The following is a 17,524-nucleotide window of genomic DNA, read 5'->3' as shown; positions in this document are numbered from 1 at the left end:
GGCGCACGCTTCGTCGATCGTTCTGCGCAACTGATTAATGGTCGCCGCTGTCCATCGTTTATCCAGCCAATAACCAGGACTGCACGATGAACGGGTGGTGGCATGAAGTGTGGGAAACCCTGCAAGCGGAATTCGCCGACGTTGGCGATGCTTCGCAATTGACGCGCATTACCGTGCGCCTGCTGATGGCGGCGGTACTGGGCGGGATTCTCGGTTTTGAGCGCGAGCACAAGGGCAAGGCTGCCGGAGTGCGCACGCACATGCTGGTAGCGCTTGGCGCCGCGCTGTTTGTGCTGGTGCCGCAGACGTCCGGGGCGGAGTCGGATGCGATGAGCCGCGTGGTGCAAGGGGTGATAGCCGGGATCGGCTTTCTCGGTGCCGGGACTATCCTGAAAAACAAGGAAGGCGATGAAGGCCATGTCAAAGGCCTGACCACCGCTGCCGGGCTGTGGATGACGGCGGCCATTGGTGTGGCTGCCGGGTTGGGCAAAGAGGCTACGGCATTGCTCAGCACCTTTCTCGCACTGGCAATTTTTAGCGTGATGCCGCGCATCGTGAAGCTTTTCGAAAAGGACGAGGAAAAAACTGATGACCACTGATCATTCCTGCGCCGGATGATCGTTCCCATGCTCTGCGTGGGAATGCCTCAATGGACGCTCCGCGTCCGCTTTGGGACGCGGAGCGTCCCGGGCTGCATTCCCACGCGGAGCGTGGGAACGATCAATCAGACGATGACTGGTGGCATCGTGCTCGGCGGTTCTTCTTTCGGTGGTGGCGTGGTGCCGGGCGGTTCCTGCTCGGGAATCGGTTGCGGCTCGGTCTCGGGCAGCGTGGGTTTGTCGATGTTCGGATCTGGCGTTTCGGCCGGGATCGGGATGTTCATCTGATGACCTCCGTGTGGCACATGGCGTGAGAAGTGCTTAAGTGGATTGACCACCCTGCACGCAATTCGATCCGCTTTTCTGACACGGCAATTTCATCTGAACTTTTCCCGGCGTCGGTCGCTCGGAACCTAAGTGAGTTCATTTCGGGGCAGGTGCTTCGTTGTGAACACTGATCCGGCACAAGAGCGTCCTTGGGGCGTTAAGGAGAGATGCTCAATGACTGCTGAAAGACCCTCAGAACTCAGCTACAACCCGCACATGCCGCTGTCGCAGGCGTTGCTGCTGCCGCGCATTGCCATCGAAAACACCATGCCGACCCTCGAGGGCGGGCAGTTCGCCGTGAAGTCGATTGCCGGCCGCGAAGTGGTGGTCACCAGCAAGGTGTTTGCCGACGGTCACGACAAACTCGCGGTGCGCATCCGCTGGCGCGAGGAAGGCGAAGAGACCTGGCAAAGCGAGGTCATGGCCGATCAGGGCAACAATGGCTGGCAAGGCCAGTTCCGCCCTGAACATCAGGGGCGCTTCCTGTATTGCATCGAGGCGTGGATCGACCACTTCGCCAGTTTTCAGTATGAACTGGAGAAGAAACACACCGCTGCTGTTCCGGTGTCGCTGGAATTGCAGGAAGGCCGGAGCATGGTGCAACAGGCCGCCGAACGCAGCGAAGGTCAGCTCAGCGAACAGCTTGCCGCGTTGCACCACGAATTGTCCGGGCTGCTCGAAACCGAGCAGGTCGCGCTGTTTCTGCACTCGCGCAGTGCGCAATTGATGGCTGAGGCCGATCACCGCGCCTATTTGAGTGTCAGTCCCGAATTCCCGATGGACGTCGAACGCGAACTGGCCGAATTTGCCAGTTGGTACGAACTGTTTCCGCGCTCAATCACCGACGATCCGCACCGTCACGGCACCTTTAATGACGTGCACGCGCGTTTGCCGATGATTCAGGACATGGGCTTCGACGTGCTCTATTTCACGCCGATCCACCCGATTGGCCGCGCGCACCGCAAGGGTCGCAACAATTCCCTGACCGCCGGCCCCGATGATCCGGGCAGCCCTTATGCCATCGGCAGTGAGGAAGGTGGTCACGAGGCGATTCACTCGCAACTCGGCACCCGCGAAGACTTCCGCCGACTGGTGGCCGCTGCCGCCGATCATGGCCTGGAAATCGCCCTCGACTTCGCCATTCAATGTTCCCAGGATCACCCGTGGCTCAAGCAGCACCCGGGCTGGTTCAACTGGCGCCCCGACGGCACGATCAAATACGCGGAGAACCCGCCGAAGAAATACCAGGACATCGTCAACGTCGACTTCTATGCGCCGGACGCGATTCCGAGCCTGTGGATCGAGTTGCGTGACATCGTCATTGGCTGGGTCGAGGAGGGCGTGAAGATCTTCCGCGTCGACAACCCGCACACCAAACCGCTGCCGTTCTGGCAATGGCTGATCGCCGATGTTCGTGCGCTGTATCCGGAAGTGATCTTCCTCGCTGAAGCCTTTACCACGCCGGCAATGATGGCGCGGCTGGGCAAGGTCGGTTACACCCAGAGCTACACCTATTTCACCTGGCGCAACAGCAAGGCTGAGCTGGCGACGTATTTCACTGAACTGAATGAATCGCCGTGGCGCGAATGCTACCGGCCGAACTTCTTCGTCAATACGCCGGATATCAACCCGGCGTTCCTGCACGAATCCGGGCGTCCGGGGTTTCTGATCCGCGCCGCGCTGGCGACCATGGGCTCGGGACTGTGGGGCATGTATTCGGGGTTCGAACTGTGCGAGTCGGCGCCGGTGCCGGGTAAAGAGGAATACCTCGACTCGGAGAAATACGAGATCCGCGTCCGCGACTTCACCGCGCCCGGCAACATCATTGCCGAGATCGCCCAGCTCAACCGCATCCGCCGGCAGAACCCGGCGCTGCACACGCATCTGGGCCTGAAGGTCTACAACGCCTGGAACGACAACATTCTGTATTTCGGCAAGCGCAGCTTCGACGGCAGCAATTTCATTCTGGTCGCGGTCAGCCTTGATCCGCACAACGTGCAGGAGGCGAATTTCGAACTGCCGCTGTGGGAAATGGGCCTGCCTGATGACGCGACCACCCACGGCGAAGACTTGATGAACGGGCATCGCTGGGACTGGCACGGCAAATATCAGTTCATGCGCCTGGACCCGGCTTACCAGCCGTTCGGCATCTGGCGAATTACTGCCTGAACACAGATCCCCCTGTGGGAGCGAGCCTGCTCGCGAAAGCAATTTTGCACGCGACATTTTTGCTGAATGTTAATCCGCATTCGCGAGCAGGCTCGCTCCCACAGGTTGCTCATTGAGTTGGAGTCAGGTGATCGGCTCACGGCTTTTCTAGAATTGAACAGGAGTTTCACATGGCGAAGAAACCCAAGGCAGCCACCTTCATCAAAGACCCGCTCTGGTACAAGGACGCGGTGATCTATCAAGTTCACGTCAAATCGTTTTTCGACTCCAACAACGACGGGATCGGCGACTTTCCCGGCCTGATCGCCAAACTCGATTACATCGCCGACCTCGGCGTCAACACCATCTGGCTGTTGCCGTTCTACCCCTCGCCACGCCGCGACGACGGCTACGACATCGCCGAATACCGTGGCGTGCACAGCGATTACGGGACCATGGCCGACGCCAAACGCTTTATCGCCGAAGCACACAAACGCGGTTTGCGGGTGATCACCGAGCTGGTCATCAACCACACCTCGGACCAGCACCCGTGGTTCCAGCGGGCGCGCAAGGCCAAGCCCGGCTCGGCGGCGCGGGACTTTTACGTGTGGTCGGATGACGACCAGAAATACAACGGTACGCGAATCATTTTCCTCGACACGGAAAAATCCAACTGGACCTGGGACCCGGTCGCCGGCCAGTACTTCTGGCACCGTTTCTATTCGCACCAACCCGACCTGAATTTCGACAACCCGCAAGTGATGAAAGCCGTGCTCTCGGTGATGCGCTACTGGCTGGACATGGGCATCGACGGCCTGCGTCTCGACGCCATTCCGTACCTGATCGAGCGCGACGGCACCAACAACGAAAACCTTCCGGAAACCCACGACGTTCTCAAGCAGATCCGTGCGGAAATCGACGCCAACTATCCCGACCGCATGCTACTCGCCGAGGCCAACCAATGGCCGGAAGACACTCAGTTGTACTTCGGCGACACCGATGCTGCAGGCCTCAACGGTGATGAATGCCACATGGCCTTTCACTTCCCGCTGATGCCGCGCATGTACATGGCGCTGGCCCAGGAAGATCGCTTCCCGATCACCGATATTCTGCGCCAGACCCCGGAAATTCCCGCCAACTGCCAGTGGGCGATTTTCCTGCGCAACCACGATGAGCTGACGCTGGAGATGGTCACCGACAAAGAGCGTGACTATCTGTGGAACTACTACGCGGCTGACCGTCGCGCGCGGATCAACCTCGGTATCCGTCGACGTTTAGCGCCGTTGATGGAGCGCGACCGTCGCCGTATCGAACTGCTCAACAGCCTGCTGCTGTCGATGCCGGGTACGCCGACGTTGTATTACGGCGATGAAATCGGTATGGGCGACAACATCTACCTCGGCGACCGTGATGGCGTGCGTACGCCGATGCAATGGTCGATCGACCGCAACGGCGGCTTTTCCCGCGCCGACCCGGCGAGTCTGGTGCTGCCGCCGATCATGGACCCGCAATACGGCTATCTGTCGGTCAACGTCGAAACCCAGTCCGGCGATCCGCATTCGCTGCTCAACTGGACCCGGCGTCTGTTGGCGGTGCGCAAGCAGTCCAAAGCCTTCGGCCGTGGCACCTTGAAGATGCTCTCGCCGAACAACCGTCGCGTGCTGGCTTACACCCGTGAATTCACCGATGCCGATGGCAAGCACGAAATCATTCTGTGCGTGGCCAACGTTTCGCGCAGTGCGCAAGCGGTGGAGCTGGACCTGTCGGCCTACGTCGGCATGGTGCCGGTGGAGATGCTTGGCGGTAACGCTTTCCCGCCGATCGGCCAGTTGAATTTTCTCCTGACCCTGGCACCGTACGGTTTCTACTGGTTCGCCCTGGCGGCGGAAAACCAGATGCCGAGCTGGCATGTGGAACCGGCGCAGAGCCTGCCGGACTTCACCACGCTGGTGCTGAAAAAACGCATGGAAGAACTGCTCGAAGCACCGTCACGGACGACGCTGGAGCAAAGCATCCTGCCGAGCTGGCTGCAGAACCGGCGCTGGTTCGCAGGCAAGGATGCGGCCATCGACAAAGTGCATCTGGCCTACGGCGTGCGCTTCGGCGATGCGCAGCATCCGGTGCTGCTCAGCGAAATCGAAGTCACCAGTGGCGGGCAGACCAGTCGCTATCAACTGCCGTTCGGCTTTATTGCCGAGGATCAGGTCGGCCCGGCGTTGCCGCAGCAATTGGCCTTGTCCCGTGTACGCCGTGTACGACAAGTCGGTTTGATCACCGACGCGTTCAGCCTTGAAGCGTTTATTCGTGCGGTGCTGCAAGGCATGCAGAACAACACCGTGCTGGAGTCGACCGAGGGTGAAATCCGCTTCGCACCAACGCCGCATCTGGAAAAACTCGGCCTCGGTGCTGAGTCGGAAGTGCGTTATCTGTCCGCCGAACAATCGAACAGTTCGGTGGTGATCGGCAACAGCCTGGTGCTCAAGCTGATACGTAAAGTCGCTTCTGGCGTACACCCGGAACTGGAGATGAGCGCTTACCTGACCGAGGCCGGATTTGCCAATATCTCTCCGCTGCTCGGCTCCGTGATTCGCCGCGATGCCAAGGGCGAAGACAACCTGCTGATGATCGCCCAAGGCTATCTGAGCAATCAGGGCGACGCCTGGGAATGGACGCAGAACAACCTCGAACGGGCGCTGCGCGATGAACTGGCCGATGCCATGTCCGAGCAGGAACAGCATTACAACGCCCTCGGCGAGTTGAAGGATTTTGCCGGCATGCTCGGTCAGCGCCTGGGCGAGATGCACAAGGTGCTCGCCGCGCCCACCGACAATGCCGAATTCGCCCCGCAGGTGTCGACGGCCAAGGACATGCAGGCGACGGGCAAGGATGTCGTGGCGCAGGTCGAGCACGCGCTGAAGCTGCTCAAACAGCATCAGGGCGAACTCAATGCGGCGGATCAGAAACTGGTGAAGCGCCTGATCGACGAGAAGAAAACCATCCTCACGCATGTGCAGGATCTGGCGAAAAAAGCCGTCGGCGGTTTGCGCATTCGCGTCCACGGCGATTTGCATTTGGGCCAGGTGCTGGTGATCAAGGGCGATGCCTATCTGATCGACTTCGAGGGTGAACCGGCGCGGCCATTGAGCGAGCGTCGTGGCAAACACAGTCCGTACAAGGATGTCAGCGGCGTGCTGCGTTCCTTCGATTACGCGGCCGCGATGACGATCAACGTGCACAACGTTGACCACAGCGCTGAGTCTGAAACGGCGCGGCGTCTGGTCGCCGAGCGCTATTTGCGTGAGGCCCGTGAGGCATTTGTTCAGGCATATCGCCGTGCGGCAGCTAGTCTTGATCATGCTTGGCAAGATCCTGAGGGTGCCGATGCCGCGCTGGCGTTGTTCGGCCTGGAGAAGGCGGCCTATGAAGTGGCCTATGAAGCCGAAAATCGCCCCACGTGGCTGCCCGTGCCGTTGCACGGTTTGTATGGGTTATTGACGGGGCTTAAACCCTTTTCCGATCTTGGTGGAGAGTAGTCATGAGTTTCTCGAACAAGGAACAGGGTGCGGTCAAAGAAGCATTGCTGCCCTCGGCGAAAGATATCGACGCCTTGGTCCGCGCCGAACATCACGACCCGTTTTCCATTCTTGGCCCGCACGGCGATGGCGCTGGCGGGCAGTTCATTCGCGCGTATCTACCCGGTGCGCTGAGTGTCGTGGTGCTGGACAAGGACAGCGGTGAAGAACGCGGTCCACTGGAGCAGACCGAAACGCCGGGGCTGTTTGTCGGCCATTTCGATCAGGCGCGGCCGTACCAGTTGCGTACGCGCTGGGCCGGCGGCGAGCAGGTTGCCGAGGATCCGTATAGCTTCGGTCAACTGCTCGGTGAAATGGATTTGTATCTGTTCGCCGAGGGCAATCACCGTGACCTCAGTGCCTGCCTCGGCGCACAGCTGAAAACCGTGCACGGCGTCGATGGCGTGCGTTTCGCCGTGTGGGCGCCGAATGCCCGGCGCGTGTCGGTGGTTGGCGACTTCAACGTCTGGGACGGGCGTCGGCATCCGATGCGCTTGCGTCATCCGTCCGGGGTCTGGGAGTTGTTCATTCCGCGCCTGCAAGCGGGGGAGTTGTACAAATACGAAATTCTTGGCGCTCACGGGATTCTGCCGCTGAAGGCCGACCCGATGGCGCTGGCCACCAGTCTGCCGCCGGACACCGCGTCGAAAGTCGCCGAGCCGCTGCAAATCGACTGGCAGGATCAGGACTGGATGAACAGCCGCCGCGACCGTCACAAGCACTCGGCGCCGCTGTCGATCTACGAACTGCACGCTGGTTCGTGGCAATGCGAGCTGGATGATCTGGGCGAAGTCGCCCGTCAGTACACGTGGCCGGAACTGGCCGAGCGGCTGATTCCGTATGTGAAAGAACTGGGTTTCACTCATATCGAGCTGATGCCAATCATGGAACACCCGTTTGGCGGATCCTGGGGTTATCAGTTGCTCTCGCAATTTGCGCCGAGCGCGCGTTACGGCTCACCTGCTCAGTTCGCCGAATTCGTCGACGCCTGCCACCGGGCCGAGATTGGCGTGATTCTCGATTGGGTACCGGCGCATTTCCCGACTGATACCCACGGTCTGGCGCAGTTCGATGGTACCGCGCTGTATGAATACGGTAACCCGCTAGAGGGTTTCCATCAGGACTGGGACACGCTGATCTACAACCTTGGCCGCACTGAGGTGCACGGTTACATGCTGGCGTCCGGGCTGCATTGGTTGAAGCATTTCCATGTCGACGGTCTGCGCGTCGATGCAGTGGCGTCGATGTTGTACCGCGACTATTCGCGTAAGGCCGGCGAATGGGTGCCCAACCGCCACGGTGGCCGCGAGAATCTCGAAGCCATCGATTTTCTGCGGCACTTGAACGATGTGGTTGAACTGGAAGCGCCGGGTGCGCTGGTCATCGCCGAAGAATCCACCGCGTGGCCGGGCGTCAGCCAGAGCACGCAGCAGGGCGGCCTCGGTTTTGCCTACAAATGGAACATGGGCTGGATGCACGATTCGCTGCATTACATTCAGCAGGATCCTGTGTACCGCGCGCACCATCACAACGAGTTGAGTTTTGGTCTGGTCTACGCCTGGTCCGAGCGTTTCATTCTGCCGATCTCCCACGATGAAGTGGTGCACGGCAAACATTCGCTGATCGACAAGATGCCCGGCGACCGCTGGCAGAAATTCGCCAACCTGCGCGCCTATCTGAGCTTCATGTGGACCCATCCGGGCAAGAAGTTGTTGTTCATGGGCTGCGAGTTTGGCCAGTGGCGCGAGTGGAATCACGATCAACAGTTGGATTGGTATCTGCTGCAGTATTCCGAGCACAAAGGCGTGCAGAAACTGGTCGGTGACCTCAATCGGTTGTATCGCGAAGAACCGGCGCTGCACGACCAGGACGATGCGCCGCAGGGCTTTCAATGGCTGATCGGCGACGATGCGATCAACAGTGTTTATGCCTGGCTGCGCTGGAGCAAGGACGGCAAACCGGTGCTGGTGGTGGCCAACTTCACGCCGGTGCCGCGTCAGGCGTATCGCGTGGGCGTACCGTTCGCCGGGCGCTGGAGTGAACTGCTCAACAGCGATGCCGACACCTATGCCGGTTCCAATTACGGCAATGGCGGCGGGGCATTTACCGAGGAAGTGCCGAGCCATGGTCAATCGTTGTCGCTGGAACTGAATCTGCCGCCGTTGGCGGTGTTGATCCTCAAACCGGAGGGTTGATCCGAGACCGTGTCGCTGCCTTCGCGAGCAGGCTCGCTCCCACAGGGGAAATACATTCCAAATGTGGGAGCGAGCCTGCTCGCGAAGGCGCCAGTTCAGACACCTTCAAAATCCGGCTCAGCGCTCACCAGCGCATCCGCACCCCAAGGCTGCCAATAATCCCGTTCAAATCATTGTCATCGACATCACTGCTGTAATCGGCACTGACATACAGGCTCACCGCTGGTGTCACCCGCGCCACCAGGCCCAGGCCCAACTCAACCGTAGATGACTTGCGGCTGCTGCTGATCTTGTCGACCTGATCCAGCGTTACCGTGCTACCGGTGTAGACGGTATGCCACAGGTTGGTGCGCACATAGGGTTCGACCGGCAGGCCATTCAAATCGTAACTGCCTCTCAAGCGAGCACCGACGCGTCCGCTCCAGGCTGTCAGGTCGGTGGAGGACGCATTGCCTGAACCTGCATAGGGCGTGTCGAGAGTAATCCGTTGATTGATCAACTGCGCCTGCGGTTCTACCACCCAGTTCTCACTCAAGCCGATCGGATAACCGCCTTCTACCGACAACGTCAGCGCGCTACCTTCGGTGGCTTGCCGGGCGCCTTGTTCGTTGCGGCTGAAACCACTGACCCGGCCGCCACTGGCCGATAGATCGACGTGCCAGCCCTGGGCACCGATCAAACTGTAATAGGCACCGAGGCTCTGGCCTTGCAGATTGAGGGTGTCACTGTACGGATCGGCCAACGCGCGACTGGTGAGCACGCCGTTGCCATTGGCTTGAATCTGATTGACGCCGCCGATCAGTCCGATTTTCTGGGTATGGCTACCACTTTGCAGAGTCAACACGGCGGGGCCTTTGAAATCGCCGCTGCCGGGCATTGCGTAGCCTGACGACAGCACATCGGTTTGCGCCTGCCGGGCGCTTCTACCGTACAACTCGTCCCAAGCCGAGGGTGCGAGGTCTTCGGTAATCAAGCGTGTGCCCTGCAGATCGGGCCGTGGGCTGAAGCGTTGCGGGCCGGGGGTGATGACGGTGGTGGGCAATGTCAGGACGGGTACATCCGCGCGATACCACGGTGTGGTTTCATCCGCCGCAGGACCGGCCTGCGCCTCCATGGATGAGCACAGCAAGATAGAACTCGACACTGTGCAGAAAGTGATTTTGATCTCGTGTGGGGTGATGGAAGTTTTCATGGAGGTCTACCTTGCAGGCGCATGCGGTATCTCGATGTGGCGTCTCTCCTACCCCGAACGAGGGGCGACCGAATGGAGCGGGGCGAACCGTGGCCGCTCGATTTCGCGAGTGTCCGAAGGCTCGTCCCGGGTGGTGATTCCGGGGGTAGTAAGGTAGAGATAAGAAGAGTCGCAGGCACCCGTCAAGAAATTGAACGATGAGCGGTAGGCCTGAATCAGGATTTGCAAGCGTTTGTTTTTCTGCACATAACTAAGTGTTTGTTTGTATGGAATAACGCGATGAAAGCCGCGGCTCAGAGGTGTTCAGTTACCGACAGATGGTCTGCCGAGACCTCTGATCCGCCGAACGACCAACCGCCATTGCGCGCGGTATTGCTGTCACTATTGCGGCTAAAGATGCACCTCGACAGCCAGCGGCAGGTGATCGGACAGATGCGTCCATGGCTTGTTGCCGAGGATTTGCGGGTCACGGCTACTGGCGTTGCGCAGATAGATCCGATCCAGTCGCAGCAACGGAAACCGCGCCGGATAGGTCTTCGCCGGGCGCCCATGATGGCGCTCGAAGGCTTCGTGCAGGTAATTGCGACGGGCGAGGGCGGCGTTGCCCTGTAGCTGCCAGTCGTTGAAGTCACCGGCGATGATCACCGGGGCATCGTCTGGCAGGGATTCGAGCAACTGGCAGAGCAGTTGCAACTGCAATTGCCGATGGCTTTCCAACAGACTGAGGTGCACGCAAATCGCATGGACTTCGGCGTGACCCGGCACATCGAGCACACAGTGCAACAGGCCACGGCGTTCGGGGCCGGTGATCGACACATCGAGGTTGCGGTATTCACGGATCGGGTATTTCGACAGCAGCGCATTGCCATGATGGCCGTCGGGGTAGACAGCGTTGCGCCCGTAGGCGAAGTCGCTCCACATGCTGTCGGCGAGAAATTCGTATTGCGAGGTTTGCGGCCATTCGTTGTAGCGGTTCGAATGCCGTTCGTGTTCACCCACCACTTCTTGCAGAAACACCAGGTCAGCCGAGGTGCTGCGCACCGCTTCACGCAGCTCCGGCAGGATGAAGCGCCGATTGAGCGCGGTGAAACCCTTGTGGGTGTTGACCGTCAGCACCCTTAGACGATGGATGACGGGCGCGTCGACAACATGACGCTTGGGATCGCTGGACACGTTCACTCCTCTGGATTGCGGGCCGCTTATTCATGCGACTGATGGCGAGGGGCGGCAGTTCCTTCTGGATAGTCTTCGATAACACACCGTACCCTGTGGGAGCTGGCTTGCCAGCGATAGCGATCTATCAGGCGATCAATGAGGTGCAGGTTACGGCCTCATCGCTGGCAAGCCAGCTCCCACAGGACCTCGGTGCTTCTGGCATTCAGACGAATACGATTTCGTAGGGCAGGCGCATTCTTTCGAGGATCACCGGCGGTAGCATCGGCGCTATGCCGATCGCCGGTTCACCGTTGAGCTGGCTGGCATACGCATGAGTGGCGTGGCTCTTGCGCGCCACGGTCCAGGTGTCGAGGCGCAGTTTGCGCGCGCGTTCCCAAGGAATCAGTTGCTGGTCGCGTTCAGGCCAGTGCCAGGCCCAAACCGGTACATCGTGAAAAGTCGCGCCAGCCTGTTCCGCCGCTTGCGCACTGGCCCGGCCCACCGCTTCGTGGTCGTCGTTGCCATCGCCGCGCCAGGTGCTGAACACCACGTCGCCGGGGCGCAGGTAGCGGCTGATGAATTCGGTCACTTGCGCTTGCTGGTCGCACAGAGCGTTGTCGGTGAAGCCGCCGCGCACCCATTTCAGGCTGTGCATTGGCAGGCCGAGACGGCGCAGGGCTTCGACGCTTTCCTGCGGGCGGAATACGCTCAGGCGCTTTTCCGACCATTGCCGCGAACCCGGATGGCTGGCGCTGCCATCGGTGATCGAGAGCAGTTGCAGCGGATGACCGAGGCTGGAAAGTAATTGCAGCAGGCCGCCGCAAGTGACCACTTCATCGCCCGGATGCGGCGCGATGACCACGGCGCGGGCACCGTCGGGCACCAGACTGCGGGTATTGATGACGGGGATGTTGTCCAGTTGCGCGGCGCTGTTCCAGATTTGCGCCGACGAACTGCTGTCGCTGAGGGTTAACGGTTTCATGATATGACGTCCTTGTGTTGACTCGCCCTCAGTCGTGCGCGTGACAGTGATTGCCCGACGCCACCGACCCGTGAAGGCTGGTTGAGTGCCCTGCGACGCTCCGAACCCTGGATTGCCGCGAAGCAGAGTATTGCTCATGAAGCGAAGTTCGTCGCGTCACAGATCAATCTGATCCGCTTTTTTTTGCTCCATCTGTGCCAGATTTCGCAGATAGTCACCAAAGCCACCGCGCGCACGGCTGTCGAACCGCGCGCTGGTGAGCACTTGCGGGCGATGACTCCAGGCAATGTTCGCGCCGTCGAGTTCAAGCTCCCGCACCAACTGCACATCTTCGTCGCAAGCCAGCGGTTTAAAGCCTCCGGCCCAGCGATAAGCATCGGCGCTGATGCCCAGATTGGCACCGTGGATATGCCGATGGCCATCGCAGGCACGGTAATCCCGGTGGTAGCGGATTTGCGCTGCCTCATCGAACGACTCATGCCAGCGTTCGACAGTGACGGTACCGCATACCGCGTCTGCACCCAACCCCAGCTGCGCCACCAGCCAGTCGTCGGCGACGCGGCTGTCGGCGTCCGAACAGGAGATCCAGCGCGCTCCGCGCTCCAGCAACAGCTGTGCGCCGGCCGCCCGGGCCTGGCCGACGTTGCGCGCGTCGATGTGCAGGCTCAGCACCGGATAGCGACTGACAATCTGCGCCGAACGATCGGTGCAACTGTCGAGCACCACCAACACCTCAACCTTTTCACCGGCCAGCAAACCGTGGCGGCTGGCGCGCATGGCCGCGTTCAGGCAGTCGTCGAGCAGATCTTCCTCATTGTGCGCCGGGATCAGAATGCCGATCATCGCAAGCCCTCCAGTGCCGCCACCGAGCGCGGTTCGCGGCTCCACACTTCAAGAATGAAGTCCGCTTCCTGATGCAGAACCAGCCGTGGCAGATGCAGTTTGTCGTGAATCAGGTCGTGAACCTGCCGCGCATTCAGCGGGCAGTCGTCGATGGGTGGACGCCAGTGACAGGCGAGGAACTGGCCGTCGGCAGTCAGGCAATCACTGGCTCGACGGATCACTTCTGTCAGATCCTGGCTATCGAGGTAGTAGCCGATCTCGCTAAATACGATCAGGTCGAATTTTTCCTCCGGCCAGTCGCCGGGAAGACGGTTTTGCCGTACCTCGGCGTGATCGAACAGGCTCAAACGGGTGCGCGCCAACGCCACTGCGGCACTGGCCGTGTCACAGCACAGCAAGCGATCGCAACGGCTGGCCAATTCGGCGCTCAACTCGCCGTTGGCGCAGCCCGGCTCAAAAATCGCCCGATAGTGCGGACGCGGCAGGGCGGCGAGGGTGATCGCGCGTTTGCGCTGCTCGTACCAGCGCTGACGGAACGCCCACGGGTCGTCGTTACCGGCAAACAGGCCGTCGAAATAGCGATCGTCGACACTCATAGAAACACCACTTCGAAGGGCTGCAGCAGGCGATCGAGCACGTAGGGCGCGAGCACCGGGCCGAGTCCGGCGTCAGGATCGCCTTCAAGTTGACTGGCGAAGGCGTGCACCGCGTGGCGCTTGCGCGCGACTTGCGCCGGGCTCAGGAGAATCTTGCGTGCTCGTTGCCACGGTACGAAGGCGTCCTCCGGGGTTGCCCAGTGCCAGGTCCACACCGGCAATTCATGGCAAGTCGCACCGACGCGACGGGCAGCCTCGGCGCTGGCGCGGCCGACAGCTTCGTGGTCGCAATGACCGTCCTCGCTCCAGGTAGTGAAGAGCACGTCGTCGGGACGCAGATGCCGCGCGATGAAGTCGACCAGTTCAGCTTCCTGAGCGGCGACCTGCGTGTCGGTGAAACCGCCGCGCAACCACTTCACCCGATGCATCGGCAGACCGAGGCGGCGCAGCGCTTCGGCAGACTCCTGTGGGCGCACCACGCTCAGACGTTCCACCGGCCAACGACTGGAACCCGGGTGACTGGCGCTGCCGTCGGTCACCGAAATCAGTTGCAAAGGCCGGCCAGCGGCAGCGAGCAATTGCAGCAGGCCGCCACAACCGAGCACTTCGTCGTCCGGGTGCGGCGCGACAATCACCGCCCGCGCACTCGGTGGCACCAGACTGAGGATGTCGATGCTGTCCAGCTCCGCCAGATGCCGCGAAGCCTGCCACTGATGCAGGCTGGTGCCCTGGCCGACAATCGGGTTGGTTTTCATAACGTCCATGCCTCGTCGCTTTGTTCGGCAATCAATTGACCGAGCGCAGCCAGATCCCGTTCGGCATGACTCTGGCGCAGGAACACCGGCAGATCGGCGCTGAGCCGGGCAAAGTGTCGATCCTTGCAAAACGGCCCGGCGCCGAGGGCGCGACCGACTTCACGCATTACCTGTTCGGCCGACTGCTCGACCACCGCGCGGGCCCGCCGGGCGAGCAATTCGGCGTGGTCCTCGGGATGGGCATCGATGTGCAGCGCGCTGAACCGCAATACATCCGCCGCCGCTTGCAAGGCACTGTCGACCGCACCGAGATGGGCGAGGGCGTGGGGTTCCGGGCGCTGGCCACACTGCGCGCGCAACGCTTCGGCGATTTGCCGCGCGGCGCCGTACCAGCACGCGGCAATGCCGATTCCGCCTTGCCAGAATCCCGGGCGTTGCAGATAGTCACCGGGATTGCCGATGGCCTGCGCTTCGGCGCCGTCGAACAGCACTTCAACGCTGCCGGTGGCGGCCATGCCCACGGCTTGCCAGCCCTGTTCGGTGACGGTCACGCCCGGTTGGTCGAGGGCGACGGCCACCAGTTGTTGCTGATCATCGGCATCCCACGCGGTGAGCAAGGCATGGCTGAGCACGGCGGCACCGGAGCACCACGCTTTGCGCCCGTGCAATGCGACCATGTGCCCGACCGGGCTGACGTTGACCTTCGCCTGCGGCGGTTCCGCTGCCCACATGCCCCAGGTGCTGCCCGGTGTCGGCGAGCCGCCCAGTTGCTCAATGATCGCCAGTGCGTCGGTATGGCCTTCGAACAATTTGCACAAACCCAGATCATGCCCGCCGACATCCGCCAATCGCTGAAAACGTTCCAGCGTGCGGCCACTGCCAGGTAGCGGCAGGCGATCCAGCCCGGCCTCGACCAGCGCCCGCAGGCAATTGCCGAGGGCGGCGGTGTGCGGATAATCCGCTGGACGTCGGCTCAGATAACGGTGCAGATCCATATCAATCTTCTTCATCACGTTGCAGTTCGAACAGCAGCAACGAGCGTCCGGTAACCGAGTATTGGTGACCGAACTCGAAGCGTTCCTGACCGCGGATCGACGGCTGATTGGTGTCGATCATGCAGGTCCAGAAGCCGCCGTCCGGCACTTCCGGCAAGGTGAAATTGACGATGTCATGATGGGCGTTGACCACCAGCAGCAGCGTCGCATCCGCACCTTTGCGGCGAATCCCGGTTTCCTGCGCGCGACCGTCGAGCAACATGCCCAGGCAGCGGTTGTGCGCATCGTGCCAATGCTCGGTAGTCATCTCGGTAGCGTCCGGCGCCAGCCAGGTGACGTCTTTGACGCCGATGTCCTCGTTGTACTCGCCGACCAGAAAACGCCCGCGCCGCAGGATTGGGTAAGTCAGGCGCAACTTGATCAGGCGCTTGACGAATTTCAACAGTGCCTTGCCGTCCTCGCTGAGATCCCAGTTGACCCAACCGATTTCGCTGTCCTGGCAATAAGCGTTGTTGTTGCCGTCCTGAGTGCGGGCAAACTCGTCACCGGCAACGATCATCGGCGTACCCTGGGAAAGCAGCAGCGTGGCGAAGAAGTTGCGCATCTGCCGATGACGCAGGGCATTGATTTCCGGATCGTCAGTCGGGCCTTCGACACCGTGGTTCCACGACAGGTTGTTGTTGCTGCCGTCCTGATTGTTTTCGTCGTTGGCTTCGTTGTGTTTGTCGTTGTACGACACCAGGTCGTTGAGGGTGAAACCGTCGTGGGCGGTGATGAAGTTCACCGAGGAATACGGACGCCGCCCACGCTGGTTGAACATCTCACCGGAAGCGGTCATGCGGCTGGCGAAATCGGCAACCTGGCCGTCGTCACCTTTCCAGAAGGCGCGCACGGTGTCGCGGAATTTGTCGTTCCACTCGACCCAGCCCGGCGGGAAGTTGCCCACCTGATAACCACCGGGACCGCAGTCCCACGGCTCGGCGATCATTTTCACCTGACGCAGCACCGGGTCCTGGCGACAGGCGACAAGGAAGCTGTGACGCTCATCGAAACCATCGTGATAGCGGCCGAGAATGGTCGCCAGGTCGAATCGGAAGCCGTCGACGTGCATTTCGCTGGCCCAGTAACGCAACGAGTCGGTGACCATTTGCAGCACGCATGGGTGGCTCAGGTCGAGGGTGTTGCCGGTGCCGGAATCGTTGATGTAGTAGCGCTTGTCGTCGGGCATCAAGCGATAGTACGAGGCGTTGTCGATGCCGCGCATCGACAGGGTCGGGCCTTGCTCGTTGCCTTCGGCGGTGTGGTTGTAGACCACGTCGAGGATTACTTCGAGATTGGCTTCGTGCAGGTGCGCAACCATCTCCTTGAACTCGGCGATCTTGCCGCTGGCGAGGTAGCGCGGGTCCGGGGCAAAAAAGGCGATGCTGTTGTAGCCCCAGTAATTGGTCATGCCTTTGTGCAGCAGATGCTGGTCGTTGACAAAGGCGTGAATCGGCAGCAACTCGACGGTAGACACGCCAAGCTTGCGGATGTGTTCGAGCACGTCATCGACCATCAGCCCGGCAAAGGTACCGCGCACGTTCTCCGGCACCGACGGGTGACGCATGCTGATGCCGCGCACGTGGGTTTCATAAATGATGGTCTTGTCCCACGGCACGCTGACGCGGTGGTCGTTGCCCCAGGTGTGCGCCGGGTCGATGACCTTGCACTTGGGCACGAACGGCGCGCTGTCACGTTCATCGAAACTCAGGTCGGCGTCGGGGTGGCCGATGGTGTAGCCGAACAGCGCTTCTGACCACTTCAACTGGCCGACCAGTTGCTTGGCGTACGGGTCGATGAGCAATTTGTTGTGGTTGAAGCGGTGACCGTTGGCCGGGTCGTACGGACCGTAGACGCGGTAGCCGTAGATCAGCCCCGGGTGCGCATCGGGCAGGTAGCCGTGGTAGATCTCGTCGGTGTATTCCGGCAGTTCGATGCGTTCGAGTTCGACTTCGCCGGCATCGTCGAAGATGCACAGTTCGACCTTGGTGGCGTTGGCGGAAAACAGAGCAAAGTTCACCCCCAGACCATCCCAGGTCGCACCGAGCGGGAAGGGCAGGCCTTCACGGATTCTCGACGGCTCGGCGTGCGCGGTGGGTTCGGCTTTCTTTGGACGGGTCATGATT

The 17,524-nt window shown here is 60.9% G+C and carries 13 protein-coding genes; 4 read left to right on the top strand and 9 right to left on the bottom strand.

Annotated elements, in window-relative coordinates; genetic code table 11:
- Positions 1–86: 86 nt before the first annotated feature.
- A complete protein-coding gene (locus tag RMV17_RS15025; protein ID WP_311880835.1) occupies positions 87–599 on the top strand; it encodes an MgtC/SapB family protein in 513 nt (170 codons plus the stop codon).
- Positions 600–724: 125 nt separating this feature from the next.
- Here RMV17_RS15025 and RMV17_RS15020 read toward each other — a convergent pair whose 3' ends face one another.
- On the bottom strand, positions 725–883 hold the full coding sequence (locus RMV17_RS15020; protein ID WP_016985118.1) for a hypothetical protein: 159 nt from the start codon (positions 881–883) through the stop codon (positions 725–727).
- Between the two features lie 217 nt (positions 884–1,100).
- On the opposite strand from RMV17_RS15020, the gene RMV17_RS15015 reads away from it, so the two are divergent.
- From RMV17_RS15015 to glgB, 3 genes are all read left to right on the top strand, one after another.
- Positions 1,101–3,095: an alpha-1,4-glucan--maltose-1-phosphate maltosyltransferase gene (locus tag RMV17_RS15015; RefSeq protein ID WP_311880832.1), complete on the top strand. Its 1,995-nt coding sequence runs from the start codon at positions 1,101–1,103 to the stop codon at positions 3,093–3,095.
- 170 nt (positions 3,096–3,265) lie between these two features.
- Entirely contained in the window at positions 3,266–6,607 is a 3,342-nt protein-coding gene (gene treS, locus RMV17_RS15010) for a maltose alpha-D-glucosyltransferase (RefSeq protein WP_311880830.1), read from the top strand.
- A gap of 2 nt (positions 6,608–6,609) precedes the next feature.
- Positions 6,610–8,841: a 1,4-alpha-glucan branching protein GlgB gene (glgB, locus tag RMV17_RS15005; protein WP_311880828.1), complete on the top strand. Its 2,232-nt coding sequence runs from the start codon at positions 6,610–6,612 to the stop codon at positions 8,839–8,841.
- Between the two features lie 124 nt (positions 8,842–8,965).
- On the opposite strand, the gene RMV17_RS15000 is transcribed toward glgB, so the two are convergent.
- The 8 genes from RMV17_RS15000 to glgX all read right to left on the bottom strand — a co-directional run bounded on the left by RMV17_RS15000 (position 8,966) and on the right by glgX (position 17,520).
- Positions 8,966–10,033, bottom strand: coding sequence for an autotransporter outer membrane beta-barrel domain-containing protein (locus RMV17_RS15000; RefSeq protein WP_311880826.1), 1,068 nt, complete (start codon positions 10,031–10,033; stop codon positions 8,966–8,968).
- Positions 10,034–10,423: 390 nt separating this feature from the next.
- The gene (locus RMV17_RS14995; protein ID WP_311880824.1) at positions 10,424–11,206 is read right to left on the bottom strand and encodes an endonuclease/exonuclease/phosphatase family protein; all 783 of its coding nucleotides are present in this window, start codon (positions 11,204–11,206) and stop codon (positions 10,424–10,426) included.
- A 205-nt stretch (positions 11,207–11,411) separates the two neighbouring features.
- A complete protein-coding gene (locus tag RMV17_RS14990; protein WP_034155971.1) occupies positions 11,412–12,170 on the bottom strand; it encodes a PIG-L deacetylase family protein in 759 nt (252 codons plus the stop codon).
- A 156-nt stretch (positions 12,171–12,326) separates the two neighbouring features.
- Positions 12,327–13,013: a glycosyltransferase gene (locus RMV17_RS14985; RefSeq protein WP_034155972.1), complete on the bottom strand. Its 687-nt coding sequence runs from the start codon at positions 13,011–13,013 to the stop codon at positions 12,327–12,329.
- Positions 13,010–13,609: an SAM-dependent methyltransferase gene (locus tag RMV17_RS14980; protein WP_311880820.1), complete on the bottom strand. Its 600-nt coding sequence runs from the start codon at positions 13,607–13,609 to the stop codon at positions 13,010–13,012. The genes RMV17_RS14985 and RMV17_RS14980 overlap by 4 nt, the downstream gene beginning before the upstream one ends.
- Entirely contained in the window at positions 13,606–14,364 is a 759-nt protein-coding gene (locus RMV17_RS14975) for a PIG-L family deacetylase (RefSeq protein WP_311887052.1), read from the bottom strand. The genes RMV17_RS14980 and RMV17_RS14975 overlap by 4 nt, the downstream gene beginning before the upstream one ends.
- Entirely contained in the window at positions 14,361–15,359 is a 999-nt protein-coding gene (locus RMV17_RS14970) for an acyl-CoA dehydrogenase family protein (RefSeq protein ID WP_311880819.1), read from the bottom strand. The genes RMV17_RS14975 and RMV17_RS14970 overlap by 4 nt, the downstream gene beginning before the upstream one ends.
- A gap of 1 nt (position 15,360) precedes the next feature.
- Positions 15,361–17,520 carry a glycogen debranching protein GlgX gene (gene glgX / locus RMV17_RS14965; RefSeq protein ID WP_311880818.1) on the bottom strand — a complete coding sequence of 720 codons (2,160 nt, stop codon included), beginning with the start codon at positions 17,518–17,520 and terminating at the stop codon, positions 15,361–15,363.
- Between the last annotated feature and the right edge of the window lie 4 nt (positions 17,521–17,524).

It is taken from the genome of Pseudomonas sp. VD-NE ins, assembly GCF_031882575.1.
In the GTDB taxonomy this organism is placed as follows: Bacteria; Pseudomonadota; Gammaproteobacteria; order Pseudomonadales; family Pseudomonadaceae; genus Aquipseudomonas; species Aquipseudomonas fluorescens_BZ.
The sequence above is the reverse complement of the archived record's forward strand: the minus strand, read 5'-3'. Positions and strand labels throughout refer to the sequence as shown.